At 67.6% G+C, this 25113-nt stretch carries 21 protein-coding genes; 15 read left to right on the top strand and 6 right to left on the bottom strand.

Annotated features, from left to right (window positions below; genetic code table 11):
- The first annotated feature begins 173 nt into the window (after positions 1-173).
- The 7 genes from ACYRGX_RS10580 to ACYRGX_RS10550 all read left to right on the top strand — a co-directional run bounded on the left by ACYRGX_RS10580 (position 174) and on the right by ACYRGX_RS10550 (position 6783).
- A complete protein-coding gene (locus ACYRGX_RS10580; protein ID WP_473056517.1) occupies positions 174-878 on the top strand; it encodes a murein L,D-transpeptidase catalytic domain family protein in 705 nt (234 codons plus the stop codon).
- Positions 879-937: 59 nt separating this feature from the next.
- Positions 938-1618, top strand: coding sequence for a GntR family transcriptional regulator (locus ACYRGX_RS10575; protein ID WP_473056516.1), 681 nt, complete (start codon positions 938-940; stop codon positions 1616-1618).
- A 110-nt stretch (positions 1619-1728) separates the two neighbouring features.
- Positions 1729-2664: a 4-hydroxyproline epimerase gene (locus ACYRGX_RS10570; protein ID WP_473056515.1), complete on the top strand. Its 936-nt coding sequence runs from the start codon at positions 1729-1731 to the stop codon at positions 2662-2664.
- Positions 2661-3773 carry an NAD(P)/FAD-dependent oxidoreductase gene (locus tag ACYRGX_RS10565; RefSeq protein WP_473056514.1) on the top strand — a complete coding sequence of 371 codons (1113 nt, stop codon included), beginning with the start codon at positions 2661-2663 and terminating at the stop codon, positions 3771-3773. The genes ACYRGX_RS10570 and ACYRGX_RS10565 overlap by 4 nt, the downstream gene beginning before the upstream one ends.
- Positions 3766-4002, top strand: a complete 237-nt coding sequence (locus ACYRGX_RS10560; protein ID WP_473056513.1) for a 2Fe-2S iron-sulfur cluster-binding protein — start codon at positions 3766-3768, stop codon at positions 4000-4002. The genes ACYRGX_RS10565 and ACYRGX_RS10560 overlap by 8 nt, the downstream gene beginning before the upstream one ends.
- Positions 3999-5249, top strand: coding sequence for an FAD-dependent oxidoreductase (locus tag ACYRGX_RS10555; protein ID WP_473056512.1), 1251 nt, complete (start codon positions 3999-4001; stop codon positions 5247-5249). Before ACYRGX_RS10560 ends, ACYRGX_RS10555 begins: the two co-directional genes overlap by 4 nt.
- A 298-nt stretch (positions 5250-5547) precedes the next feature.
- Positions 5548-6783 carry an NAD(P)/FAD-dependent oxidoreductase gene (locus ACYRGX_RS10550; protein WP_473056511.1) on the top strand — a complete coding sequence of 412 codons (1236 nt, stop codon included), beginning with the start codon at positions 5548-5550 and terminating at the stop codon, positions 6781-6783.
- 3 nt (positions 6784-6786) lie between these two features.
- Here the strand turns inward: ACYRGX_RS10550 and ACYRGX_RS10545 are convergent, their stop codons facing one another.
- On the bottom strand, positions 6787-7368 hold the full coding sequence (locus ACYRGX_RS10545) for a DJ-1/PfpI family protein (protein WP_473056510.1): 582 nt from the start codon (positions 7366-7368) through the stop codon (positions 6787-6789).
- Between the two features lie 136 nt (positions 7369-7504).
- Here ACYRGX_RS10545 and ACYRGX_RS10540 point away from each other — a divergent pair, with 136 nt between their 5' ends.
- From ACYRGX_RS10540 to ACYRGX_RS10530, 3 genes are all read left to right on the top strand, one after another.
- Positions 7505-8251, top strand: coding sequence for an AraC family transcriptional regulator (locus ACYRGX_RS10540; RefSeq protein ID WP_473056509.1), 747 nt, complete (start codon positions 7505-7507; stop codon positions 8249-8251).
- Positions 8252-8401: 150 nt separating this feature from the next.
- The gene (locus ACYRGX_RS10535) at positions 8402-9319 is read left to right on the top strand and encodes a dihydrodipicolinate synthase family protein (RefSeq protein WP_473056508.1); all 918 of its coding nucleotides are present in this window, start codon (positions 8402-8404) and stop codon (positions 9317-9319) included.
- A 183-nt stretch (positions 9320-9502) separates the two neighbouring features.
- On the top strand, positions 9503-11083 hold the full coding sequence (locus ACYRGX_RS10530) for an aldehyde dehydrogenase (NADP(+)) (protein WP_473056507.1): 1581 nt from the start codon (positions 9503-9505) through the stop codon (positions 11081-11083).
- Between the two features lie 73 nt (positions 11084-11156).
- Here ACYRGX_RS10530 and ACYRGX_RS10525 read toward each other — a convergent pair whose 3' ends face one another.
- Complete coding sequence (locus tag ACYRGX_RS10525) at positions 11157-12164, bottom strand: Ldh family oxidoreductase (RefSeq protein WP_473056506.1); 1008 nt, start codon at positions 12162-12164, stop codon at positions 11157-11159.
- A 484-nt stretch (positions 12165-12648) separates the two neighbouring features.
- On the opposite strand from ACYRGX_RS10525, the gene ACYRGX_RS10520 reads away from it, so the two are divergent.
- Positions 12649-14259 carry a hybrid sensor histidine kinase/response regulator gene (locus ACYRGX_RS10520; protein WP_473056505.1) on the top strand — a complete coding sequence of 537 codons (1611 nt, stop codon included), beginning with the start codon at positions 12649-12651 and terminating at the stop codon, positions 14257-14259.
- Here ACYRGX_RS10520 and ACYRGX_RS10515 read toward each other — a convergent pair.
- Complete coding sequence (locus ACYRGX_RS10515; RefSeq protein ID WP_473056504.1) at positions 14251-15123, bottom strand: pseudouridine synthase; 873 nt, start codon at positions 15121-15123, stop codon at positions 14251-14253. The genes ACYRGX_RS10520 and ACYRGX_RS10515 overlap by 9 nt on opposite strands.
- 773 nt (positions 15124-15896) lie before the next feature.
- Between ACYRGX_RS10515 and ACYRGX_RS10510 the strand changes: the two genes are divergently transcribed.
- Both ACYRGX_RS10510 and ACYRGX_RS10505 read left to right on the top strand, forming a co-directional pair.
- Positions 15897-17513, top strand: coding sequence for a VRR-NUC domain-containing protein (locus ACYRGX_RS10510; RefSeq protein WP_473056503.1), 1617 nt, complete (start codon positions 15897-15899; stop codon positions 17511-17513).
- Complete coding sequence (locus tag ACYRGX_RS10505) at positions 17483-19831, top strand: helicase C-terminal domain-containing protein (RefSeq protein WP_473056502.1); 2349 nt, start codon at positions 17483-17485, stop codon at positions 19829-19831. Before ACYRGX_RS10510 ends, ACYRGX_RS10505 begins: the two co-directional genes overlap by 31 nt.
- Here ACYRGX_RS10505 and ACYRGX_RS10500 read toward each other — a convergent pair.
- The gene (locus ACYRGX_RS10500) at positions 19768-21972 is read right to left on the bottom strand and encodes a hybrid sensor histidine kinase/response regulator (protein WP_473056501.1); all 2205 of its coding nucleotides are present in this window, start codon (positions 21970-21972) and stop codon (positions 19768-19770) included. The two genes, ACYRGX_RS10505 and ACYRGX_RS10500, sit on opposite strands and share 64 nt — an antisense overlap.
- Positions 21973-22114: 142 nt before the next feature.
- Between ACYRGX_RS10500 and ACYRGX_RS10495 the strand changes: the two genes are divergently transcribed.
- Positions 22115-22762: a COG3650 family protein gene (locus ACYRGX_RS10495; protein ID WP_473056500.1), complete on the top strand. Its 648-nt coding sequence runs from the start codon at positions 22115-22117 to the stop codon at positions 22760-22762.
- Positions 22763-22845: 83 nt separating this feature from the next.
- Positions 22846-23838 carry a type I glyceraldehyde-3-phosphate dehydrogenase gene (gene gap, locus ACYRGX_RS10490; protein ID WP_473056499.1) on the top strand — a complete coding sequence of 331 codons (993 nt, stop codon included), beginning with the start codon at positions 22846-22848 and terminating at the stop codon, positions 23836-23838.
- A 17-nt stretch (positions 23839-23855) separates the two neighbouring features.
- Here gap and ACYRGX_RS10485 read toward each other — a convergent pair whose 3' ends face one another.
- Positions 23856-24761 carry a DMT family transporter gene (locus tag ACYRGX_RS10485; protein ID WP_473056498.1) on the bottom strand — a complete coding sequence of 302 codons (906 nt, stop codon included), beginning with the start codon at positions 24759-24761 and terminating at the stop codon, positions 23856-23858.
- Between the two features lie 21 nt (positions 24762-24782).
- The gene (locus tag ACYRGX_RS10480; protein ID WP_473056497.1) at positions 24783-25112 is read right to left on the bottom strand and encodes a Na+/H+ antiporter subunit G; all 330 of its coding nucleotides are present in this window, start codon (positions 25110-25112) and stop codon (positions 24783-24785) included.
- Position 25113: the final 1 nt, after the last annotated feature.

The raw sequence follows: 25113 nt of genomic DNA, 5'->3' as shown, positions 1-25113 counted from the left end.
CAGAATCGTGCATTTTTTAGACAACCTGCAGCTCCCTTTCCGAAATCACTTGCTAGAATGGCCCACTTTCATGCCGACCCGCTTGGGCGGTAAAGGTTGCGGCGTCACGTCGCTTAAGGGCCGAACGACAACAGATCCTTTTCCTGTTTTTTTGCGTGGGGGCGTTTTACAGAATGAATTCCAAGACCGCCAGGCGGCTGCTCCTGGCTGCCTGCCTGTACCTGCCTGCCCTTGCGCCGGCCGTACCGCTTCCCATCGATCCATTGACCGAAAGCCTCTCCAGTGCGGCGCCGAACCTGGACCGCGCCATCCTCGGGCATGCCGTGGCCGCCATGCAATGCGCTATCCACAATGGCGCGGCGAGCGCCCGGCGCCTGGCCATCGTCGACTTTTCCCTGCCCTCCAGCGAGCGGCGTCTGTGGATATTCGACCTCTCCACGCGCCGCCTGCTGCTGCGCGACTACGTGGCCCACGGCAATGGTTCCGGCGACAACTACGCCACGCGTTTCTCCAATGTGGAGGGTAGCCACCAGTCCAGCCTTGGTCTGTTCCGCACCGCCGAAAGCTACAGCGGCAAGCACGGCTACTCGCTGCGCATGGACGGCCTGGAACCCGGCATCAACGACCGCGCCCGCGAGCGCGCCATCGTCATCCATCCCGCCGACTACGTGAACCCCGCCTGGATCAACTCCCAGGGGCGCATCGGTCGCAGTCAGGGCTGCCCGGCGGTACGCCCGGAAGTCGCCAAGATGGTGGTGGACAGCCTCAAGGGCGGGCAATTCATGTTTTCCTACTACCCCGACCGACAGTGGCTGAAGACCTCGCCCTACATCAACTGCAAGCCGCAGCTGGTGGCCGGCATTCTCGGTGGACGTTGAGGCTGCGGATTTCGTATACCCTACAGGCCTGATCAACGCCCACGACCGAGTCTGCCTTCTTGTCCCTCGCCGCCCTCGATGCGCCCAACCTGGGCCAACTCCCCTCCGCCTCCGAAGTGATCGCCAAGCACCTGCGCGAAGCGATCATCTCCGGGCGTCTGGCTGAAGAGCAGCCGATTCGCCAGGACGACATCGCCCGCGCCTTCAACGTCAGCAAGATCCCCGTGCGCGAAGCCTTGAAGCGCCTGGAGGCCGAGGGCCTGGTCGCCTTCCAGCGCCACAAGGGCGCCGTGGTCACGCGGATTTCCGAGCCGGAACTGGCACAGATGTTCGAAGTCCGGGTGCTGCTCGAGGCACAGGCGATCCGCCTGGCGGTGCCGAACATGACCGAGGACACCTTCGCCGAGGCCGAGCGCATCTGCGCCGCCTTCCTCGGCGAGGAAGACATCGGTCGCTGGGCGGCCCTCAACTGGCAATTGCACGCCTGCCTCTATGCCCCGGCACAGCGTCCCTTCCTGGTCGACCTGATTCGCTCCATCCACGACAAGCTCGAACGCTACCTGCGCCTGCAGATGTCGCTGTCCGCCGGCAAGCAGCGGGCGGACGAGGAACACCGAGCGATCATCGCCGCCTGCCGCGCCGGCGATGCCGAGGGCGCCGCGGAGCTGATCGTGCAGCACATCGACGGCGTCTGCGAGAGTCTCTACGCGCATCTGCCGGGACGCTCAGCGGCATCCTGAGGGCATCCGAGCTGTGCCGATTTCGTCATCGACGGACGACGAAATCGCTCAAGCCGACGAGCCCCGGCACTCGCATCCTGTAGGCAACGACCAGCCGACAGGACTCACCCATGCAGCGCATCCGCATCCTCGACTCGCACACCGGCGGCGAACCCACCCGCCTGGTGCTCGAGGGCTTCCCCGACCTGGGCAACGGCAGCATGGCCGAACGCCGTGCGCTGCTCGCCGAGCGCTACGACGCCTGGCGCACCGCCAGCGTGCTCGAGCCACGCGGCAGCGACGTACTGGTCGGCGCCCTGCTATGCCCGCCGCAGGACCCTACGGCCTGTGCCGGGGTGATCTTCTTCAACAACACCGGCTACCTCGGCATGTGCGGCCACGGCACCATCGGCCTGGTGGTTTCCCTGGCGTACCTGGGGCGCATCGGGCCGGGCGTACATCGTATCGAAACGCCGGTCGGCTGCGTCGAGGCGACCCTGCACGAGGATCGCTCGGTCAGCGTGCGCAACGTCCCCGCCTACCGCTATCGCAAGGACGTACGGCTGCAGGTACCCGGCCATGGCGAGGTCTGTGGCGACATCGCCTGGGGCGGCAACTGGTTCTTCCTGATCGCCGAGCACGCTCAGCGTATCGCCGGCGACAACCTGGAGACGCTCACCGCCTATTCGGCGGCGGTGCAACAGGCGCTGCTCGAGCAGGGCATTCGCGGCGAGGATGGCGGCGTGATCGATCACATCGAGTTGTTCGCCGAGGACGACCAGGCCGACTCGCGCAACTTCGTCCTCTGCCCCGGCAAGGCCTACGACCGCTCGCCGTGCGGCACCGGCACCAGCGCCAAACTGGCCTGCCTGGCGGCGGACGGCAAACTCGCCGCCGGTCAGATCTGGCGCCAGGCAAGCGTCATCGGCAGCCAGTTCGAGGCCAGCTTCGAACCCCTCGATAACGGTCGCATCGTGCCGACCCTCCGTGGTCGCGCGCACCTGAGCAGCGAGGCGACCCTCTTGATCGAGGATGACGACCCCTTCGCCTGGGGCATTCGCCCATGAGCCAACGCTGCGCCGATATTCTGGTGATCGGTGCGGGGATCGTCGGCGCCTTCTGCGCCCGCGCGCTGGCCGATCGCGGGCTGCGGGTTCTGGTGCTGGACGCCGGCCTGCACGGTGCCACCGCCGCTGGCATGGGGCACCTGCTGGTGCTCGACGACGACCCTGCCGAATTCGCGCTCAGTCAGCATTCGCTGCGCCGCTGGCGGGCGTTGGGGCCCGGACTGCCCGAGGGCTGCGCCTACCGCGCCAACGGTACCCTCTGGCTGGCTGCCAACGACGCCGAACTGGCCGCGGCGGAGCGCAAGTGCGCCGCCCTGCAGGCTGCCGACGAGCAGGCGCAGATGCTCGATGGCAACGCCCTGCGCCACCACGAACCGGCACTGCGCGAAGGCCTGCGCGGCGCCCTGCGCCTGCCCGGCGACGGCATCGTCTATGCGCCTCTGGTCGCCGCCTGGCTGCTCGAGCATCCGCGTATCGAGCGTCGCTGCGCCCAGGTGACGACCCTCGAGGAACCCCGCGTGCGCCTGGCGGATGGGCAGTGGCTGGAAGCGGGACAGGTGCTCCTGGCGAACGGCATCCAGGCGCCGGAGCTCTGCGAGGAACTGCCCATCGCGCCGAAGAAAGGCCATCTGCTGATCACCGATCGCTACCCCGGCCGGGTGAACCACACCCTCACCGAACTGGCCTACCTGAGCAGCGTGCACAATGCCAGCGGCCCCTCGGTGGCGCTGAATATCCAGCCGCGCCCCACCGGCCAACTGTTCATCGGCACCTCACGCCAATTCGATACCGTCGATCCTGCCATCGAACCTCGACTCCTGGGGCGCATGCTCCGCCGCGCGGTGGACTACATGCCATCGCTGGCGGCGCTCAACGCCATCCGCACCTGGACCGGCTTTCGCGCGGCGACGCCGGATGGCCAGCCGATCATCGGCGAGCACCCGGGCCGACCCGGCCTGTGGCTGGCGGTGGGGCACGAGGGTCTGGGAGTGACCGCCGCACCGGCTACCGCCGACCTGATCGTCGCCGGGCTGTTCGGCGAAACACCCCCGCTGCCGGCCGCCCCCTACGCACCCCGGCGCTACTTGGGAGAACACCCGCATGCCTGAACTGCGCATCGACGGCCAGCCGCTGCAGGTGGCTGAGGGCACCAGCGTCGCCGCCGCCCTGGCACTGGCCGGTGACGGCAGCGCACGTACCTCGGTGCGTGGCGAGCGGCGGGCACCCACCTGCGGCATGGGCATCTGCCAGGAGTGCCGGGTACAGATCGATGGCCAGCTACGCCTGGCCTGCCAGACCCTTTGCCGCGAGGGCATGCAGGTGGAGAGCCGCCCGTGAACAGTCGCCATGATCTGCTGATCATCGGTGCCGGCCCGGCCGGTATCGCCGCCGCGCTCGCCGCCGCGCCGAGCGGCGCCAGCATCCTGCTGGTGGACGACAACCCCACCCTCGGCGGACAGATCTGGCGCGACGGCCCCGCTGCCAACCTGCCACGCCCTGTGCTGCGCCTGCGCGAGCAGTTGCTCGGGCAAAGCAACGTTCATCTGAGCCGGTCCACCCGTGTCATCGCGCCGGCAGGCCCGGGACGCCTCCTGCTCGAAGACGAGACCCGCGGCTGGATCGCCGAATACGGGCGCCTGATCCTCTGCAATGGTGCTCGCGAGCTGCTGCTGCCGTTCCCCGGCTGGACCTTGCCCGGCGTGACGGGTGCCGGCGGCCTGCAGGCCCTCATCAAAGGCGGCCTGCCGGTTGCCGACGAACGCATCGTGGTGGCTGGCAGCGGCCCGCTGCTATTGGCCGGCGCCGCCAGCGCGCGCCAGGCTGGCGCTCGACTGCTGCGCATCGCCGAACAGGCCTCGCCGGGCGAGCTGGCGCGCTTCGCCGCCGGGCTCTGGCGCTGGCCAGGCAAAGCCGTGCAGGCGCTGACCCTGGTCGACCGTCGCTATCGCAGCGGCTGGCACGTCGTCGAGGCGTATGGCGACGGACGCGTGCAGGGCGTACGCCTGCAAAACGGCGCGCAACGAGAGGACATCCCCTGTGATCGCCTGGCCGTCGGCTTCGGCCTGGTGCCCAACGTGGAGCTCGGCCAGGCGTTGGGCTGCCGCCTGGAGCACGCGGCGCTGTGGGTCGACCCGAACCAGATGAGCAGCGTGGAAGGCATCTACGCCGCTGGCGAGTGCACCGGCTTCGGTGGCAACGAGAAGGCCCGCGCGGAAGGCGCGATCGCCGGGTACATGGCGGTCGAAGAGACCGCCGCCGCACGTGCGCTGTGGCCACGGCGCCGGCGCTGGCAAGCCTTTGCCACGGCCCTGGCGCGGCATTTTGCCCTGGACGCTGGCTTGCGCCAGTTGCCAAGGGCCGACACCCTGGTCTGCCGCTGCGAGGACGTGAGCCACGGCCAACTGCTCAACTTCCCCGGTTGGCGCAAGGCCAAGCTGCATACCCGCTGCGGCATGGGCGCCTGCCAGGGGCGCGTCTGCGGCAGCGCCGCACGCGTCCTTTATGGCTGGCAGCCGCCGGCGCCGAGGCCGCCTCTGGCGCCCGCGCGCATCGCCACGCTGCTGGCCCTGGACGAGGACGACTAGGGCCTGTTGCCGTTTCATTCGCGAGCCGCGGATGGCCGCCCCGCGTTCTCGCCAGAAATGATCTGCGACTAGGCGCAGCCTGCAGCCAATGGTCACTCCCTTGGCAAAGCCTGCAACGACGGCGCAGATCATTTCTGGCACAGCCTGGAGGGCCGGTGCGGCGCGGCCGTGAATGAAACGGCAACAGGCCCTAAGACACGCCGCACTTGCAAGCACGCCGACGATGACGGATGGTGTCGCGCGGCAACGGGCCGATGGCCCGCGGCCAGCTCTTTGCAACGGTCTGGGGAGAGGTTCGATGGCGGACGTGATGGTTCTGGGCGCAGGCATGATCGGTGTCTGTACGGCGCTGCAGTTGGTTAAGCGCGGTCACTCGGTGGTCCTGCTGGATCGCCGGCAGCCCGGACGAGAGACCTCCTACGGCAACGCCGGGCTGATCCAGCGCGAAGCCGTCGAGCCCCATCCCTTCCCCCACGACCTGCGGACCCTGCTGCGGGTGGCCGGCGGCGTCGGTTTCGACGTCAACTACCACCTGCGCGATCTGCCGGCCCTGGCACCGCGCCTGGCGGGCTATTGGTGGAATTCCGCGCCCAGCCGCTACCCCGCCGTCGCCCGAGCCTATGCCAGCCTGATCGAGCATTGCGTGAGCGAGCACGCCCCGCTGATCGAGGAAGCCGGCGCCGATGATCTGGTCGGTCGCTCGGGCTGGCTGGAGGTCTATCGCAGCGATCCGGCCTTCGACAGCGCCCGCAACAACGCCGCGCGCATCCACACCGCGTTCGGCGTGGAGCAGCGCATTCTCGACGGCCGTGAGCTGGCGGCCGCAGAGCCGGGCCTGCGCGGCGGTCTCGCCGGTGCCATCCACTGGACGCAGCCGTGGAGCGTAAGCAACCCCGGCGAACTGGTCAGCCGCTATGCCGCGCTGTACCAGAAGCTCGGTGGGCGCCTGCTGCGTGGCGACGCCGGCAGCCTGCGCCAGGAGGGCGCGAGCTGGCGGGTCGACAGCGACGAAGGCCCCGTCGATGCGGCGCACGCGGTGATCGCCCTCGGCCCCTGGTCGGCGCGTCTGGCGGCCAAGTTCGGCTATCGCGTACCGCTGTTCGTCAAACGCGGCTATCACCGTCACTATCGCTGCGAGCCGCTGCAGCAGGCCATCCTCGATGCCGAGCGCGGCTACATCGCCGCACCGATGCAGCGTGGCCTGCGTCTGACCAGCGGCGCCGAATTCGCCGCGCTCGACGCGCGCGCCACGCCCGGGCAACTGTTCAAGGTCGAACGCGCCGCCGCCGAACTCTTCGACCTGGGCCCTGCCGTCGAGCTCGACCCCTGGCGCGGCGCCCGCCCCTGCCTGCCGGACATGAAGCCGGTGATCGGTGCGGCCCCGCGCGACCAGGGCCTGTGGATGCACTTCGGCCACGCCCACCAGGGCTTCACCCTGGGCCCGGCCAGCGGCCGTCTGCTGGCCGAGATGATCGAGGGACAGACGCCCTACATCGATCCGGCCCCGTTCGCCCCGACGCGCTTCAGGCTGTAAGGCTCAAAGGCTGATACGCGTCCCCAGCACCTCGAGGAAACGCGCCAGCCAGGCGGGATGAGCAGGCCAGGCCGGCGCGCTGACCAGGTTGCCATCGACGTGCGCCTGGTCGATGCCGATCTCTGCGTAGCTGCCACCGGCCAGGCGTACCTCCGGCGCGCATGCTGGGTAGGCGCTGCAACTCCGTCCTTCCAGCACTCCGGCGGCAGCCAGCAACTGAGCCCCGTGACACACCGCCGCAATCGGCTTGCCGGCCGCTGCCATGGCCTGCACCAAGGCCAACACCTGCGCGTTCAGACGCAGGTATTCCGGCGCCCGTCCGCCGGGGATCAGCAGGGCGTCGTAGTCATCGGCAAGCACCGCGTCGAAGTCGAAGTTCAGGGTGAAGTCGTGGCCACGCTTTTCGCTGTAGGTCTGGTCGCCTTCGAAGTCGTGGATCGCCGTGCGCACCTTGTCCCCGGCCTTCTTGTCCGGACAGACCGCATGGACCTGGTGACCGACCATCAGCAGCGCCTGGAAAGGCACCATGGTTTCGTAGTCTTCGGCGTAGTCGCCGACGAGCATGAGGATCTTCTTGGCAGGCATCGCTCGTGTCTCCTGATTGGATAGCCAGAGGTCGTCTGGACCCGCTCCTTCACGGATAGGTTCTGACAGTCTGGACCCGGCTGGAGGAAATCGCCCATGCGGCGTTCGGTTGCGGCTTCGGTTACAGTGCTCGACCATGTCGCTACCCTTCGATCCCGCCACGCGCCCCGCCGACCTGGCCAGCTTCGTCGCCGGCCTGCAGCTCATCGCGCCGTTGTTCGACGCACTGCCCGGCGTGGTGTTCTTCGTCAAGGACAGCCAGGCGCGCTACACGCTGGTGAACCAGACGCTGGCGCGGCGCTGCGGCTTTCGCGCCAGCCACGAGCTGCTCGGGCGCACCGCGGAGGAAGTCTTCCCGGCACGCTTCGGGCCGCTCTACACCGCTCAGGATCGACGGGTGCTGGCCGACGGCCGGCAACTCACGAACCAACTCGAACTGCACCTTTACTACGGCAACCAGCCGATCTGGTGCCTGACCCACAAGCTCGCCGTGCGTGATCGCGAGGAGCGCATCATCGGCGTGGCCGGTATTTCCCGCGACCTGCCCTCCCCCCAGGCAAGCCATCCGGCCTACAGCAAGGTCGCCAAGGTCGACGCCTATATCCGCACGCACTTCGCCAGGCCGCTGAACCTGGCCGAGCTCACCGCCGTGGCCGGCCTCTCCGTGGCGCAACTGGAGCGGCACTGCAAGCGCATCTTCGGACTGACACCACGGCAGATGATCCACAAGGCGCGCCTGGACGAAGCGTCACGTCTGCTGATCGAGGGCGGCTCGATCACCGAGGTGGCGCTGCGCTGCGGCTATACCGACCACAGCGCCTTCACCCGCCAATTCCGCGCACTCACCGGACTCACACCCAGTCAGTTCCGCGAGACCCGCTGAAGACCTCGCTCGCTGACAAGCACGCTCGTGCTCAGGCGCATCGAGGGCGGTTTTATCCGCTCAACGCCTTTCTTTGCTTGCAAAATATAATATCGTATACGAAATTATATGCAGTCATCCGATCTCGCCAATCCAGCCAGGGAGCGTTTCATGAGCAAAGCCGTCAATTGGAGCGGGGTGTTTCCCGCCGTCACCACCCAGTTCAACGCCGATTTTTCGATCAACCTGGAAGAGACCCACAAGGTCATCTCCAACGTGGTGCGCGACGGCGTATCGGGGCTGGTGGTCTGCGGCAGCGTCGGCGAGAACACCTCGCTGACCACCGAGGAGAAGATCGCCGTCACCGAGGTCGCGGTGGACGCCGCCGCAGGTCGCGTGCCGGTGATCTGTGGCGTCGCGGAGTTCACCAGCGTTGCCGCTGCCACTACCGCCAACGCGGTGCGCAAGGTCGGCGTCGATGGCGTGATGCTGATGCCGGCGCTGGTCTACGGTTCCAAGCCCTTTGAAACCGCCGAACACTACCGCTACGTCGCCAAGCACGCCGACGTTCCGCTGATGGTTTACAACAACCCGCCGATCTACAAGAACGACGTCACCCCGGAGATCCTCATCTCCCTGGCCGACTGCGACAACGTGGTCTGCTTCAAGGACTCCTCCGGCGATACCCGCCGCTTCACCGATCTGCGCAATGCCGTGGGCGACCGCTTCATCCTCTTCGCCGGCCTCGACGACGTGGTGCTGGAGAGCCTGGCCGTTGGCGCCGAAGGCTGGGTCTCGGGGATGTCCAACGTGTTCCCCAAGGAAGGCGAGACGATCTTCCGCCTGTGCAAGGCCGGGCGTTACGCCGAGGCCCTGCCGATCTACCAGTGGTTGATGCCGATCCTGCACCTGGATGCCCGCGCCGACCTGGTGCAGTGCATCAAGCTCTGCGAAGCCATCGCCGGACGCGGCGGCGAACTGACCCGCCCGCCGCGTCTGCCGCTGCAGGGCGCCGACCGCGCGCACGTCGAGGCGATCATGGCCAAGGCGCTGGCCGAACGACCGGCGCTCCCCGACGTCGGCCTGTAACCGCTCGGCGCAAGAGCGCCCCCCGTCGTGGGCTGCCCTGGGCTTGGCAACGAATAGCGCCCAGGGCGAGACAAACGCCGAGAATTGAGCCATGATGCCTATCTCATCAGACATCGTATGTTCAGTTCCCCGATCCGCCCACGCCTCGCGTGGGCGGTTTACTTCAACTGTCCAGGAGCCCCCATGCCCGACATTCTCGGCCACAACTACATCGGCGGCGCACGCAGCGCGGCCGGCTCCGTTACCGTCAAAAGCTTCGACGCCAGCAGCGGCGAAGCCCTGCCTTTCGCGTTCGCCCAGGCCACCATCGAAGAGGTCGATGCCGCCGCCCAGGCCGCCGCGTCCGCCTATTCCACCTACCGCGCCCTGCCGGCGGCCAAGCGCGCCGAGTTCCTCGACGCCATCGCCGACGAACTGGACGTCCTGGGTGACGACTTCGTCGCCCTGGTCTGCCAGGAAACCGCGCTGCCAGCCGCCCGTATCCAGGGCGAGCGCGGCCGTACCAGTGGGCAGATGCGCCTGTTCGCCAAGGTCCTGCGCCGTGGCGACTTCTACGGTGCGCGCATCGACCGCGCGCTGCCCGAGCGCAAGCCGCTGCCGCGCGTCGACCTGCGTCAGTGCCAGTTGGGCGTCGGCCCGGTGGGCGTGTTCGGTGCCTCCAACTTCCCTCTGGCCTTCTCCACCGCCGGTGGCGACACCGCCGCGGCGCTGGCCGCCGGTTGCCCGGTGGTGTTCAAGGCCCACAGCGGCCACATGGCCACCGCCGAGGGCGTGGCGGATGCCATCGTCCGCGCCGCCGAGAAGACCGACATGCCCAAGGGCGTGTTCAACATGATCTACGGCTCCGGCGTCGGCGAGGCGCTGGTCAAGCACCCGGCGATCCAGGCGGTGGGCTTCACCGGCTCGCTCAAGGGCGGTCGCGCCCTGTGCGACATGGCCGCGGCGCGCCCGCAGCCGATCCCGGTGTTCGCCGAGATGAGCTCGATCAACCCGGTCGTACTGCTGCCCGAAGCCCTCAAAGCCCGTGGCGAGACCATCGCCAGCGAACTGGCCGGCTCGGTGACCATGGGCTGCGGTCAGTTCTGCACCAACCCGGGCCTGGTGGTCGGCGTGAAATCGCCGGAATTCACCGCCTTCCTCGAGCGCTTCACGGCGGTGATGGCCGAGCAGCAGCCGCAGACCATGCTCAACGCCGGCACCCTGAAGAGCTACGAGAAGGGCCTGGCCGCGCTCAACGGTCACCCGGGCGTCAAGCACCTGGCCGGTGCCTCCCAGGAAGGCCGGCAGGCCAAGCCGCAGCTGTTCCAGGCGGACGTTTCGCTGCTGCTCGACGGTGACGAACTGCTGCAGGAAGAGGTCTTCGGCCCGACCACCATCGTCATCGAAGTGGCCGACGGCGCGCAGCTTCGCGCCGCGCTGAACGGCCTGCACGGCCAGCTCACCGCGACCCTGATCGCCGACGGCGGCGACGCCGCGCAAGCCGGCGAGCTGCTCGCACTGCTGGAGCAGAAGGCCGGCCGCGTGCTGTTCAACGGTTACCCCACCGGGGTGGAAGTGTGCGACGCGATGGTCCACGGCGGTCCCTACCCGGCGACCTCGGACGCCCGCGGCACCTCCGTAGGCACCCTGGCGATCGAGCGCTTCCTGCGTCCGGTGTGCTACCAGAACTGCCCGGATGCACTGCTGCCCGAGCCGCTGAAAAATGCCAACCCGCTGGGCATCGCCCGTCTGGTGGATGGCGAAAGCAGCCGCGACGCGCTCTGATCGGCATCGCCGGGCCTCGCCCGGCACCTCTACGCGGCGCCCGTCCTCTTCCGAGGCCGGGCGCCGCGTCGTTTCAGGCCAGCAGCGCTTGCAGATCGTGGTGCAACGCCTCGGGAATCGACACGCCCTCCTCCAGACTGCGCTGGCGCGCCGCATAGCGACGCTGGGACGGCAGCCGCGCGCCCTGCTCCTGGATCGACGCGAACAAAGTCTCCGCCCGCGCAAGATGCGCGTCGGCCTGGTCACCGAGAAAACGTCGCGGATCGAACGCCAGCAACAGCTCGCCGTGATACGGCAGGCCGCCGGCACCGGCATCGTGCCGCGAGGATTCAGCGCTGGTCAGGTCGCCGATCAGCGGCCCGGCGAGCAACTCGATCATCACCGACAGCGCCGAGCCCTTGTGCCCGCCGAAGGTCAGCATCGCGCCCTCGTCGAGCACCGTCGCCGCATCCAGGCTCGGTTGCCCCTGGCCGTCCACGCCCCAGCCCTCGGGCAGCGGCTCGCCGGAACGCCGGTGCAGTTCGATGTCGCCCCGGGCGATGGCGCTGGTGGCAAAGTCGAAGACGAACGCAGGCTGCCCGGCACGCGGCCAGCCGAAGGCGATCGGGTTGGTGCCGAGCAACGGGCGACTGCCGCCGGCCGGGGCGACGTAGGCCTGCGTCGGGTTGCAGGCCAGGGCGACCAGGCCCGCCTCGGCCAACTGCTCGATCTCGACCCACAACGCGGAGAAATGCACGCAATGGTTGATTGCCAGCGCCGCCAGGCCATTGGCCCGGGCCTTGTCGCGCAGCAACGGCAGCCCGGCCTGGAACGCCAACTGGGAGAACGCACCGCCGGCATCCACGCGGACGATCGAGGGCGCCTGGTCGAACACCTGAGGCAGCGCCTCGCCACTGACCTTGCCGGCACGCAGGGTCTTCACGCAACCGAGCAACCGGTAGAGGCCGTGGGAAGCACAACCGTCGCGCTGCCCTGCCGTCACCGTCGCAGCGATCGCCTCGGCGTGGGCCTGGGAAAAACCGTTGTGCAACAGGATGCGCAGGGCCAGCAGACGCGTGTCTTCCAGGGACAGGTGGATCATGGAATCTCCTCGAATAGGGAAAAAGGCAACAGGCTCCAGGGCCTGTTCCCGTTTCATTCACGGCCGCGCCGGTGCCTGTTTTGCCGCGAGACAAGGCACGAGTCGCAGGGCTTACCGGGGTAAGTCCAAGACGAGTAACGCCGTATCACGGCAAAACAGGCACCGGCCCGTAGGGTTGTGCCAGAAATGGCCTGCGCTGTCGCTGCAGGACTTGCCAAGGGAGTGGCCATTGGCTGCGTCCTGCGCCTAACCGCAGGCCATTTCTGGCGACAACGCGGTTCGCGAATGAAACGGGAACAGGCCCTAGGGTGTGCCCTGCGTGAAACGACCGCTTGTCGAGATTGTGCGGAAGCACGGTAGAAATCAGCACAATTCAGCGTCCTCGGGCAAGGTGCCAGCATCGCTCGCGGCATTGGCGACGGATAGACTCGAAACTGTCCTCGCGCCCCACCTCGCGGACGGTTTGGCTATCAAGGAGAGTGTGTTGGACAAGCATGGCGAGCAAGCTGAATCCTCAGTGGGCGCGGACGGCGAGCAGCGCGTGGACGTGTTGCGCGAACAACTGCGCAGCGCGCGTGCCGCCCAGCAGCGACTGGAGCTGATCGCAGCCTCGACCGGCGACCACCTGATCATCGAACTCGACCCGCAGGCCCGCGTCATCGGTTGGAACCTTGGCGCCCACCGCGCCTTCGGCTATCCGGACAAGGAAATCCAGCAACGCCCCCTCGGCCTGCTGCTGGCCGACGAACCGCCGCAGACACTGCTCACCGAGCTCTCCGACCTACCCCACGGAGAAAGCCGGGACATCGAGCACTGGTACGTGAACCAGCAGGGTGCGCGTTTTCACGCCAGCCTGCGTGTCAGCCCCCTGTATGACGCGCGCGGCCTGCAAGGCTTCATCGCCATTGGCCAGGACAGCACCGAGCGCCGCCGCCGCGAGGAAGAACAGGCGGACCGCAACCAGCGTTCGCGCGAAGATGCCCGGCTCAAGGACGAGTTCTTCGCCATGATGTCCCACGAGCTCAAGCATCCGCTCAACCTGATCCAGCTGAACGCCGAACTCATCAGCCGCCTCTCGGCGGTGAAGAGCCACGCCATCGCCGCCCGCGCCAGCCAGGCGATACTCGCGGCGGTGCGCAGCCAGGCCCGCCTGATCGACGATCTGCTCGACCTCTCGCGGCTCAATACCGGCAAGCTGCGCCTGAACCCCGAGGCGGTATCGCTGCCGCCGCTGATCGACGAACTGGTGGATGCGGTGCACGAGGATGCCTACGCCCGTGACATCGCCATCGAGGTGGATACCCAGGGTATCGACCGGCCGGTGCATGGCGATCCGTTGCGGATCGAGCAGATCGTCTGGAACCTGCTCAACAACGCGCTCAAATTCACGCCCGCCGGTGGCACGATCAGCCTGCGCCTGGCCCACGACGGCGAGCAACTGCGGCTGGACGTCAGCGACGACGGCCAGGGCATCGCCAGCGAAGACCTACAACGCATCTTCGAACTGTTCGACCAATTGCCAGACCAGCGCCTGGCCGGCAGCCGTGAAGGCCTGGGCATCGGCCTCGCCCTGGTCCGCCAGTTGGCGGAGGCGCATGGCGGGCGCGTCTCGGCCTATTCCGCGGGGCTCGGGCAGGGCAGCACCTTCAGCGTCTGGCTGCCGTTGCAGCCCCAGGGCGAGGCGCTGGAGGCGACCGGCGAACCCCGAGACGGGGCGCTGCACGGGCTGCGCATCCTCCTGGTCGACGACTCCGCCGAAGTCCGCGAGGGACTCCAGGCATTGCTGGAGATCGAAGGCGCCATCGTGCATACCGTGGGCAACGCGCGCGACGCCCTGCTGGCCAGCGCCACGCTGGACTTCGACCTGCTGCTCTCCGACCTCTCCATGCCCGGCATGGACGGCCTGCAGATGATCCGCCTGTTGCGCCAGCAGCCGCGCGGCCAGGCGCTGGCCGCCATCGCCCTGAGCGGCTACGGCGGCTCTCGCGAAGTCGAGGAGGCCCTGGCCGCCGGCTTCGACGAGCACCTGGACAAGCCGATTTCCTTCGAGCTGCTGGAACGTGTCGCCCGGCGGCTGTGCCGAGGCTCACATTGAAAACTGCAGGCGGCTTTCGAAGTGGCGCGGTCGACCCTCGAGCGGGTCATCGAAACGCAGCGACCGCGCCAGCAAACTGAGCGGCGTGGAAAAGTCCTCCGCCGCCCTTTCCGCCTGCAGCACCGGATACAGCGGATCACCGAGGATCGGAGCGCCCAGCGCGGCCATCTGCACGCGCAACTGATGCTTGCGTCCAGTCACCGGCTGCAGTGCGTAGCGCCAGTGCTTGGCGCCCCGTTCGAGCACTTCCATGCGCGTCTGCGCATTCGCCTCGCCCGCCACCTCGCGCATGCGGAAGAATGGCTCGCCGCGCTCCAGGCGGCTGACCTGCAAACGAGGAAAGTCGAGCGCCGGCAAGGCCGCGGCCACGGCCTCGTAGCACTTAACGATGCGGCGCTGACGGAACAGCTCCAAGTAGGCATCCCGCGTGGCAGCGCACGCGGAAAACATCACCAGCCCGGCCGTTAGCCGATCCAGGCGATGCAACGGGACCAGTTGCGGGTTATCCAGTGCGCGGCGCAGACGTACCAGCAGCGTCTGCTCGACGAAGCGCCCGGCCGGCATCACCGGTAGGAAGTGTGGCTTGTCCACCACGACCAGGTGTTCGTCCTGATAGAGCACGCGGTGCTCGAAGGGAATTGGCGTCTCGTCCTCCAGTTCCCGGTAATAGCGAACTCGCAACCCCTCGCGCGGCACGCTTTCCGGCGTCAGTGGACGATCCTGCTCATCCGTCACCTTGCCGGCGGCGAAGCGCCGCAACCAGGTCTCGCGCCCCACGGCGGGAAAGTGTTCGCACAGGCAATCCAGCAGGCTCGGCCAAGCGCCGGCCGGCAGGTGCAGGGTGCTGTGGGGGACGACGGACATGGCAGGCGCGGAGACTGGGAAAGCGCCATTCTAGCGGTTATCGAAGGCGCAGAGCGCAGTTCAAAGAGCAAAGCACGCCAGCGGGTAGGATGGGGCGGGCCGCGTAGATAGAGCGCAGCGATACCCATCACGATCATCACGATGGGTATCGTCGCTACGCGCCTCAACCCATCCTACCGGGCCGGGGCCGAGCCAGGGCAATGCGACCACCGATGACGAGGCCGGCCCCCGGGCCCCCTTCAGGAGGCCGAGTGGAGGCGTTGCGCAGGGGAGTGAGCCGCCAGGACGGCGGCGAGAGGCCTGTGCGGTCCAGGGATGGACCGTACGGGCCGGCCCCCGGAGCAGCGCCGGAGCGAGGGAACCCCAGCCGTGCAGCGGCTGGGGCCGGATGTTGGGGTGGTCTTCTTCTTGCCTACTTCTTCTTGATCGGGGCGGCCATCCGCACTCAAGAAGAAGTAGGTCGCCGTGCAAGGCGAAATCTGTAGTCCCAACCGAGGAAAGCGCCAAGCTCCCACCCCAAGCACAAAATCGCAAACATCACTACCGGCGGCGGCGGCGGCGGCGGCGGCGGCGGCGGCGGCTCAAGATTAGGGCAGGTGCAGCGGGCCTTCGGTGAACCGGTTGTCGGCGTTCCTCCGATACTCCCGGTTTCGCCCTCCTGGGCGCCCCACCCTACCCAGACTCACCACAGATACCGCCGATCCTTCCGGTCTTTGCCGACGGCCAGGATAACTGTATAAATTACCAGTTTCCTGACTTCCGCCTCGCGCCCCATGCACGCCTCCGTCGACGATCCTTTCTACTACCTGGCCAACTTCCAGCGGGTGCTGGAGTGGCTCGGCGAGCGCTATGCCGACCTGTTCGACGAGCAGGAGCGCCACTTCCTGCAGCGTTTTCCGCAATTGCCGCAAGCCGCCCGTGCGTTGCTGGTGCGCATGGCCATGCGCAAGGGCGCGCTGTTTCGCGCGAGCCGTCTCGATTACCCGGAGATCGGTTGTCCACGAAGTGCCGCGCAGCCGTTGCAGGACGAAGACTGGTTGATCTGCGATCCACCGCTGAGCGTCGAGGAGCTTTTCGCCCTGGCGCGCAAGGACGAGCTCGTCAGTCTGTTCCGCGAGCGCGTGCCGAATGCCGCAAGGTTACGTAAAACGGAGCTGCGCGCGGCGCTCATCGAACTCGACCCGGTGCCGGCGCTGCCAGGGGAACGGGTCTATCGTCTGAGCCTGGACCCGCTCTGCGAGCGCTTGCGGCTGATGTTCTTCGGCAACCTGCGCCAGGACTGGTCGGAGTTCGTCCTCGCCGACCTGGGGGTCTACCGTTACGAGCAGGTGCGCATCCCGGCGTCCGCGCGCGGTTTCCAGGCGCGCGAGGATGTCGATGACTACCTCGCCCTGCAGCGCTGCCGCGAGCGCTTCGAGGCGGGAATCCCTGTAGCGGAACTGCTGCCGGAGGTCGACGCGCCGACCTGTGCCAACCCCTGGCTGGCCGCGCGCCGGCAGCGCCTGCTGTTCAGCCTGGGCCAGCAACTGGAACGCGAAGCCCTGTGGCCGGAAGCGCTGGAACTCTACGCGCGCTGCACCCATGCCGGTGCCCGCGCCCGACGCATCCGCGTGCTCGAGCGCGCCGGCCGCCACGCCGAGGCACTGCAGTTGGCCGAGCAGGCTCAGGCGGCGCCGGAAAGCGAGAGCGAGCGCCAGCAACTCTCGCGCATCCTGCCGCGTCTGCGCCGCCACTTCGGCGCGAAGATTCCACGCAGTCGCCGGGCGGCCGAGGTCGAGCGCCTGGAGTTGTGCCTGCCGCAGGCCACCAGCGTGGAACGCGCGGTGGGCGAACATCTGTGGCACGCGGACGCGCCGCTGTTCTACGTGGAGAACGGCCTGCTCACCTCGCTGTTCGGCCTGCTCTGCTGGGACGCGATCTTCGCCGCGCTGCCCGGCGCCTTCTTCAATCCCTACCAGGCCGCGCCGGCGGACCTGCTCGCAACGGACTTCACGCAGCGCCGGCAGGCCCTCTTCGAGGACTGCCTGGCATCGCTAGACGGAGACTACGCGGCGCGCATTCGCGCCTGTCATGCGAGCAAATTCGGTCTGCAGAATCCCTTCGTACACTGGGCGCTGATCGACGAAACGCTGCTGGAACTGGCCCTGGCGTGCCTGCCGGCGGCACACCTGCGGCTGTACTTCGCGCGCCTGCTCGCCGACCTGGGCAACAACCGCGCCGGCCTGCCGGACCTGATCCAGTTCTGGCCGGCGCGCGGCAGCTACCGGATGATCGAGGTGAAGGGTCCGGGCGATCGCCTGCAGGACAACCAGTTGCGCTGGCTGGACTACTGCGTCGAGCACGGCCTGCCGGTAGCGGTATGCTACGTGCGCTGGCAGGAGACGGCGTGAGCTACCGCGTCTCGGTGCGCGCGCTCTGCGAGTTCGCCGCCAAGCGGGGTGACCTGGACCTGCGCTTCACGCCCTCGCCCACCGCCCTGGAAGGCATCGAGGGTCACGCCCTGGTCACCGCTCGGCGCGATGCCGGCTACCAACGCGAGATCACCCTCGGCGCGGACTACGCCGACCTTCAGGTGCGCGGCCGGGCCGACGGTTACGACCCGGCGCTCAACCGCCTGGAAGAGATCAAAACCTACCGCGGCGACCTTTCACGCCAGCCGGACAATCACCGCCAGTTGCACTGGGCACAAGCGCGCACCTATGGCTGGCTGCTGTGTGCCGAGCGCGGGCTAGCGGAGATCGAGCTGGCGCTGGTCTACCTGGACATCGCCAGCGAGCGCGAGACGCTGGTCGTCGAGCGGCACACCGCCGAGGCACTGCGGCAAGCCTTCGAAGCACTCTGCGCAGCCTTCCTCGACTGGGCGCACAGCGAAGCCCGGCATCGCCAGCAGCGTGAAGGCATGCTCGCTGAACTGGCCTTCCCACTGACTTTCCGCGAGGGCCAGCGTAGCCTCGCCGAGGCCGTCTACAAGGCCGCCGCCACCGGCTGCCACCTGCTCGCCCAGGCGCCCACCGGGATCGGCAAGACACTTGGCACACTGTTCCCGCAGCTCAAAGCCATGCCGCGTGCCGGGCTCGACAAGCTCTTCTACCTGTCCGCCAAGGGCTCCGGTCGCGGTCTGGCGCTGGATGCCCTGCAGCGCCTGGCGCATGCCGATGGGCGCCCCCTGCGCAGCCTGGAACTGATCGCCCGGGACAAGGCCTGTGTGCATCCGGACAAGGCCTGCCATGGCGAATCCTGCCCGCTGGCCCGTGGCTTCTATGATCGCTTGCCGGCCGCCCGCGCCGCCGCATTGGCAATGCCCGCGCAACTGGATCGCCAGCGTCTTGAGGCGTTGGCTCACGAGCACCAGGTCTGCCCCTACTACCTGAGCCAGGAACTGGTGCGCTGGGTCGACGTGGTGGTGGGCGACTACAACTATTTCTTCGACACCAGCGCCTTGCTGCACGCCCTGACGCAAAGCGAGGGCTGGCGGGTGACGGTGCTGGTGGACGAGGCACACAATCTGGTCGAGCGCGCCCGCGAGATGTACAGCGCGGAACTCGACCAGGGCGCGCTGACGGGCTTGCGCAAGCTCGCCCCGAAACCGCTGCAGCGCAGCCTGTCGCGTCTGCAGACCTGCTGGAAGACGCTGAACGAAGAGGCACCGGCCGACTATCGGGTGCTGCGCGAGGCGCCGCGCGCACTGCTCGGGGCACTGTCCCAGGCGGTCGCGGTCTGCGCCGAGTGGCTGAGCGAGCCCGGCGTAGTGGCCCCTGCGGAGCTGCTCACCTGGTATTTCGAGGTGCTGCACTTCACCCGGCTGGCAGAAAGCTACAGCGATGACCACTCGCTGTTCGACCTGTCTCAGCGCCCGGCCTCGCGAGGACGCCACTACACCCGCCTGGGCTTGCGCAACCTGCTCCCGGCCAGTTTTCTCGCGCCGCGCTTCGCCAGCGCGCGCAGCGTCGCGCTCTTCTCCGCGACCCTCGCCCCGGCCCACTACCAGCGTGACCTGCTCGGCCTACCGGCACACACGCCCTGGCTCGACGTGCAGTCGCCCTTCCACGGGGCGCAGTTGCAGGTCCGCATCGCCGCTGACCTGTCCACCCGCTTCGCCGACCGCCGGGCTTCTCTGGCACCCATCGCACGGCTGCTGGGCGAGCAGTACGCGTCGCGGCCGGGCAACTACCTGGCCTTCTTCAGCAGCTTCGACTACCTGCAGCAGGTGCTACAGCAGTTCACCCAGGCCTATCCGCAGATTCCCCAGTGGAGCCAGGCACGGGGCATGCGCGAGGCCGAGCGCGAGGCGTTCCTGGCCCGCTTCGAGGCCGGCGGACGTGGCATCGGCTTCGCCGTGCTCGGTGGCGCCTTTGGCGAAGGCATCGACCTGCCCGGCGAACGCCTGATCGGCGCCTTCGTCGCGACCCTGGGGCTGCCGCAACTGAACCCGCTGAACGAGCAGCGCCGCGCCTGCCTGCAACGACGCTTCGGCCGTGGCTACGACTACGCCTATCTCTATCCGGGATTGCAGAAGGTGGTTCAGGCAGCCGGGCGGGTCATCCGCAGCGAGCAGGACCGGGGCGCCCTTTGGCTGATAGACGATCGCTTCGCCCGTGCTGAAGTCTTGCATCTGCTACCCGACTGGTGGCAACCGCAGGTGTGTCAGGTTGCGGCGCCGGCGGCCAGCTCGACGTGTAGCGCCAGCACCAGTCCCTCGACACTGTAGGGCTTGTCGATCACCGCGAAACCGTGCTCCTCGGGTTGCCGCTCGCTGTAACCGGTGGCGAGCAGCACCGGCAGGTCGGCCACCTGCTCGCGCAGACGTTGGGCCAGGCCGACGCCGTCCATGCTGCCGGGCATGACGATGTCGGAGAAGACGATGTCGAAGGGCGCTTCACTGCTGTGGAACAGCGTCAACGCCTGGTCCGCGTTATTCGCCAGCGTCACCTGGTAGCCCAGTTCCTCCAGCGCCGGACCGACTACCTGGCGGACCAGGCTGTCGTCGTCCACCAGCAGCAGGCGCAGGCCATCGCCACGCGGCAACGTGGTGCTCACCGGTGTGCTGGCGGGCAGCTTGATCTCCGTCTGCACCGCAGGCAGCAGGATACGCACGCAGGTTCCAAGACCCGGCGTGCTCTCCAGCTCCAGGTGACCTCCGGCCTCACGCACGAAGCCGTAGACCTGCGCCAGCCCCAGGCCGGTGCCCTCCCCGACCGGTTTGGTGGTGAAGAACGGCTCGCAGGCCCGTGCGCGAACCTCCTCGCTCATGCCTTCACCCTGATCGCAAAGGCTCAGTTCGAGATACTTGCCCGGTGCCAGCCCTTGGGGAAGCTCACCCTGGCGCGGCCGCAGGCTGATGGTCAGCGCACCGCCATCGGGCATGGCATCACGGGCGTTGAAGGCCAGATTGAGCACGGCCAGCTCGGCTTGCAGCGGGTCCAGGCGCACCTGGCAGGGCTCTTCGGGCAGCTCCATGAGCAGGCGCACTCGGCTGGGCAGGCCGCCTTCGAGCAATTCGCGCAGTTCACGCAGCATGACCACCAGATCCAGCGGCCGCGCCGCATCGCTACGGTGCTGACTGAAAGCCATCAACTGGCGTATCAGCGCCGTGCCGCGCTCCACGGAACGGCTACAGGCTTCCAGGGCACGCAGCACCCGTGGGTCGCTACTGAGCATGCTCGCCAGTTGCAAACCGGTGGAAAGCGTCTGCAGCAGGTTGTTGAAGTCATGGGAGATACCACCGGTGAGGCGTCCCAATGCCTCGAGCTTCTGCCCCTGCTGCAGGGCCTGCAGGGAACGCTGGGACTGCGCAACGGCCTCCTCGATACGGCTGTTGAGTTCCTCGCGGTGGTCGTGGATGCGTTCGCTGGCCTGGGCCAGCACCAGCGCAGTCCGATCGGCCTCCCGCAGCCCGGTCGGCTGCGCCGTGACCAGCGCCCCGGCCCCCATCGCCTGGGCCATGTGGTCCAGTTGGTGCAGCGGGCGGCTGATCTTGCGCCCGATCCAGAACGCCAATAGCACCGCCAGCGCGGCCAAGGCGAAGGCCACACCGCCGACCGCCAGCAACGCGCGCACCACGCCCTGGGTGAACTCCGAGCGCGGCACGCCAATCACCAGACTCCACCCGGAAATCGGCGCCTGGGCGTAGAACGAAACCAAGGGCGTGCCATCCAGCGAGACGCTCTGCACGAAGCCGCCATCGTGTTCCTTCATGCTATGTATGAAATCGCCAGAGGCCTGGTGCCCGAGGAAACGGTCGGAGGACTGATTGCGCGCCACTACACGCCATTGCCGGTCGAGCACCACCCCGAGCCAACCGCTGGGCAGTTGCTGGGCATGCAGTATCTGGTCGACCTGACGGGCAAAGGAACTCATCGCCAGGATATAGCGCGGCCTGCCGTGCTCCAGAACCGGACGCCGCACATTGAAGCTCCACTGCCCGCCAATCGGCGCCATGAACAGGTTGCTGACGCTGAAGGCCTGGTCGGATATCGGCTCGGTCAGCAGCTTGACCTTGGGCAAGGGGTCGCCAAACGGCACCCGCGTATTGAGCAACTGCTGGCCCTCGGGGTCCGAGAGGATGATCGAGTTGGACCAGTCCGGCGCGAGCAGACGCGCCTGCGCGTAGAACTCCGCCAGATCGCCGCGCAGCAACGCTGGCGAGGTCGCCAGGGTTTCGATGATGGCGTCACGGCGGGAAAGATCGCGATCCACGGCCAGAGCCATGGCGCGGGTCGCCTCGCGCATGCTCTGGCTGACCCGCTCGAGCTGCTCCTGATAGACGTAGCCGATCGCCAGCAACGCGGCGATCAGACTCGGAGTCAGCAAGGCCAGGACCAGCAGAATCAGGCGCGAACGAATGGACACGATGAGGAGCCGGAGCAGAGGCGTGAAGACACCGCCGTTACGCGCAGCTTAGCAAGCCCTCCGAGCGAGCCGCTAGGGCCTTGAGCTGCTCTGCCCCTGTCGGTAACGTGAGGCTCCCCCTGCCTGCGGATTACCTAGCACGATGTCCCTACGCCACCTGTCCCTGCTTCCCTTCTGTCTACTCGCCGGTTGCCAGCTGTGGCCCGCCACGCCTCCCGCCACGCAAACACCGGGCAGTCGCGTGCAGGGTCAATTGGTCGAACGAGAGGGGCAATGGAGCTTGCAACCCTGCGGTGGCGCCCACGGCCTGCAACTGGAAATTGCCGATCCAGCGCTGCGTGAAGAACTGCAGTCGTTCGGCAGTCCCGCCTTCGCCGACCTGGGCGGTCGCCTGGGTGCCGCCAATGGCGAGGCGGAAAGCCAGTTGACGGTACAGCAGCGCTATCGCCTGCAACACGAAGGCGCCGGCTGCGACGACCCGCGCCTGGCGCAAACGCAACTGCGCGCCAGCGGCCATGAGCCGGAATGGCACGTGGAAGTGGAAGCCGCCGGCCTGCTGCTCACCCGCCCTGGCCAGCCGCCCCTGGCGCTGCCCTACGTTGAAGAGCAATTGCCCGGCGGCGGCGTAGCGCTCTCCAGCCAGGCCAATGGACAACGCCTGGAACTCTGGCTGACACCGCAGCGTTGCACGGACAGCATGACGGGCACCATCAGCCACCTCTCCGCGCAGTTGCGCCTCGACGGCGAGATGAACGCTGGCTGCGGCTACTACGGCGCATTGCGACGCTGATCGCATTCTCTCGGACAGCCCGTGCTTGAGCGCCTAAGCTCATAGGACTGAAAGTTTCACCCTACCCACCAGGAGGACTGTCCATGTTGCGCATCGCTCTCAACGGTTATGGCCGTATCGGCCGCTGCCTGCTCCGCGCCTTGTTCGAACGGGGCTTGCAGGATCGTATCCAGGTCGTTGGCATCAACGACCTGGGTGACTACGAGACGCTCGCCCATCTGACCCGCTACGACTCGGCCTTCGGGCGTTTTCACTTCCCGGTGGAATTACAGGAGGACCGCCTGCTCATCGAAGGCCAGGCAATTCACCTGAGCAGCCTGCGTGACCCGACCCAGTTGCCCTGGAAGGCGCTGGACGTCGACCTGGTGCTGGAATGCACCGGCAAGTTCAAGAGCCGCCAACTCGCCGAACAGCACATCACCGCCGGCGCCGCCCGGGTGCTGCTCTCGCACCCGATGGACAGCGCCGACCTGACCGTGGTGTACGGCGTCAACCATCACTTGCTGGGTGGCCAGAAGGTCGTGTCCAACGCCTCCTGTACCACCAACTGTCTGGCGCCGATGGCCAAGGTGCTGCACGAGGCAGTGGGGATCACCCAGGGGCTGATGACCACGGTGCATGCCTACACCAACGACCAGAACCTGCTCGACAAGGAGCACGGTGACCTCTACCGCGCCCGCGCCGCGGCACTATCGATGATTCCCACCAGCACCGGCGCTGCGAAGACCATCGGCCTGGTGATCCCGGAACTGGACGGCCGCCTGGATGGCCTCGCCGTGCGCGTGCCGACGCCGAACGTCTCGCTGCTCGACCTGACCTTCAACGCGGAACGCCCCTGCGACCTGGCGACCCTGGAGAAGGCCCTGATCGACGGCGCCGCCGGGCTCGCTCCGGGGGTCATGGAGTGCACCCGCGAACCGCTGGTCTCGAAGGATTTCAGTGGCTACCCGGTGTCCTGCGTGGTGGACCTCAACCACACCCGCATCGAAGGCGACCTGGTCAAGGTGCTGGCCTGGTACGACAACGAATGGGCCTTCGCCAACCGCATGCTCGACGTTGCCCTGGCCTGGCGCTGAACGAAACGCCGGCAGCCCTAGTCGAGCACACCGGCCGGCGGTCGCGTGGCGCCCTGCATCTGGCTCAACAGGACGCCAAGGAATACCAGCGTGGCCGCGCACAACTGGCCGGCCGTCAGCCGTTCGCCAAGCAGGAGCACCGCAAAGACCAAGGTGAATAGCGGAATCAGGTTGGTGAAGCCGGTCGCCCGGCTCGCCGACATGCGCTGCACACCGTACGTATAGAGGCCGTACGCCGCGACGCTGACCATTACCCCCAGGTAGAGCGTGGCAAGGACTCCGGTGGCGCTGAGCCGGGTCGGCAAGGGCTCGAAGTACAGCGCCAGCGGCAGGAAGAACAGGCTGCCGACGAAGGCCTGGATGGCGGTGAGCAGAAACGCCGAGTAGCGCGCGGACAGTTGCTTGACCAGCAGCGTGTAGCCGGTCGCGCTGAGGATCGCCAGGAACTCCAGGGTATTGCCAAGCAGTGGCGCTGGCGCGTGGACGTCCGGTTCGCCAGCCAGGGTCAGCCAGAGCACTCCGCCCAGCGCCAGCAGGAAGCCTGCCAGGCTGCGCCAGCCAATGCGTTCGCCAAGCACCAGGAAGGCCCCTAGCGCCACCATCAGTGGCAACAGCGCGGTGATCATGCCCGCCTGGGAGGCACTCGTATGCTGCAGCGCCAAGGCCTCGAAGACGAAATACAGACAGGGCTCGCAGGCGGCCATCGCCAGCAGCCATTTCCAGTCACCCCGCCGATAGACGATGCTCCCGCGCCAACGCCAGGCGAGCAGGAATACCAGGCTGCCGATGGCCAGACGGCCGAAGATGACCCACAACGGCGGCAACTCGGCGAAGGCGATTTTCAGGGCGATGAAGGCGCTGGCCCACAGCGCCGTGGCAGCAATCAGCGCGACCACCGCACGCAGGTTGTTCTGCACGGGCATCCGCTCAGCGACGACCTCGACTCACTCCCACGGCCGGCCCTGGGTATTCTCGCTACGTGGCAGGCGCAGATGCATCGCGGCCTTGGCGAGGATGTGCGCACTGACCGGTGCGGTGAGGAAGAGGAACAGGGTGATCAGCAGCTCGTGCAGGCTGATGCCCGAGTCCGTGGTGGAGAAGTAGAGCATCGAGGCCAGCGCCACGCTGCCAACGCCTAGGGTGGTCGCCTTGGTCGGACCATGCAGGCGCGTGTAGAAGTCCGGCAGGCGGTACAGGCCGATGGCACCGATCAGCGCGAACAGGCTGCCGAGCAACAGGAACAGACAGATCAGCGCTTCGATCCAGAATGGCATG

It is taken from the genome of Pseudomonas sp. R4-15 (genome assembly GCF_055768815.1).
Note: the sequence above shows the minus strand (reverse complement) of the source record. Positions and strands in the feature narration are given on the sequence as shown.

Coding starts and splice junctions, on each gene's coding strand:
- ACYRGX_RS10480 (WP_473056497.1), bottom strand. CDS start 25,112: ATGCCATTCTGGATCGAAGCGCTGATCTGTCTGTTCCTGTTGCTCGGC.
- ACYRGX_RS10570 (WP_473056515.1), top strand. CDS start 1,729: ATGCAGCGCATCCGCATCCTCGACTCGCACACCGGCGGCGAACCCACC.
- ACYRGX_RS10550 (WP_473056511.1), top strand. CDS start 5,548: ATGGCGGACGTGATGGTTCTGGGCGCAGGCATGATCGGTGTCTGTACG.
- ACYRGX_RS10495 (WP_473056500.1), top strand. CDS start 22,115: ATGTCCCTACGCCACCTGTCCCTGCTTCCCTTCTGTCTACTCGCCGGT.
- ACYRGX_RS10565 (WP_473056514.1), top strand. CDS start 2,661: ATGAGCCAACGCTGCGCCGATATTCTGGTGATCGGTGCGGGGATCGTC.
- ACYRGX_RS10545 (WP_473056510.1), bottom strand. CDS start 7,368: ATGCCTGCCAAGAAGATCCTCATGCTCGTCGGCGACTACGCCGAAGAC.
- ACYRGX_RS10560 (WP_473056513.1), top strand. CDS start 3,766: ATGCCTGAACTGCGCATCGACGGCCAGCCGCTGCAGGTGGCTGAGGGC.
- ACYRGX_RS10485 (WP_473056498.1), bottom strand. CDS start 24,761: ATGCCCGTGCAGAACAACCTGCGTGCGGTGGTCGCGCTGATTGCTGCC.
- ACYRGX_RS10515 (WP_473056504.1), bottom strand. CDS start 15,123: ATGTCCGTCGTCCCCCACAGCACCCTGCACCTGCCGGCCGGCGCTTGG.
- ACYRGX_RS10530 (WP_473056507.1), top strand. CDS start 9,503: ATGCCCGACATTCTCGGCCACAACTACATCGGCGGCGCACGCAGCGCG.
- ACYRGX_RS10580 (WP_473056517.1), top strand. CDS start 174: ATGAATTCCAAGACCGCCAGGCGGCTGCTCCTGGCTGCCTGCCTGTAC.
- ACYRGX_RS10540 (WP_473056509.1), top strand. CDS start 7,505: ATGTCGCTACCCTTCGATCCCGCCACGCGCCCCGCCGACCTGGCCAGC.
- ACYRGX_RS10535 (WP_473056508.1), top strand. CDS start 8,402: ATGAGCAAAGCCGTCAATTGGAGCGGGGTGTTTCCCGCCGTCACCACC.
- gap (WP_473056499.1), top strand. CDS start 22,846: ATGTTGCGCATCGCTCTCAACGGTTATGGCCGTATCGGCCGCTGCCTG.
- ACYRGX_RS10525 (WP_473056506.1), bottom strand. CDS start 12,164: ATGATCCACCTGTCCCTGGAAGACACGCGTCTGCTGGCCCTGCGCATC.
- ACYRGX_RS10505 (WP_473056502.1), top strand. CDS start 17,483: ATGCTACGTGCGCTGGCAGGAGACGGCGTGAGCTACCGCGTCTCGGTG.
- ACYRGX_RS10510 (WP_473056503.1), top strand. CDS start 15,897: ATGCACGCCTCCGTCGACGATCCTTTCTACTACCTGGCCAACTTCCAG.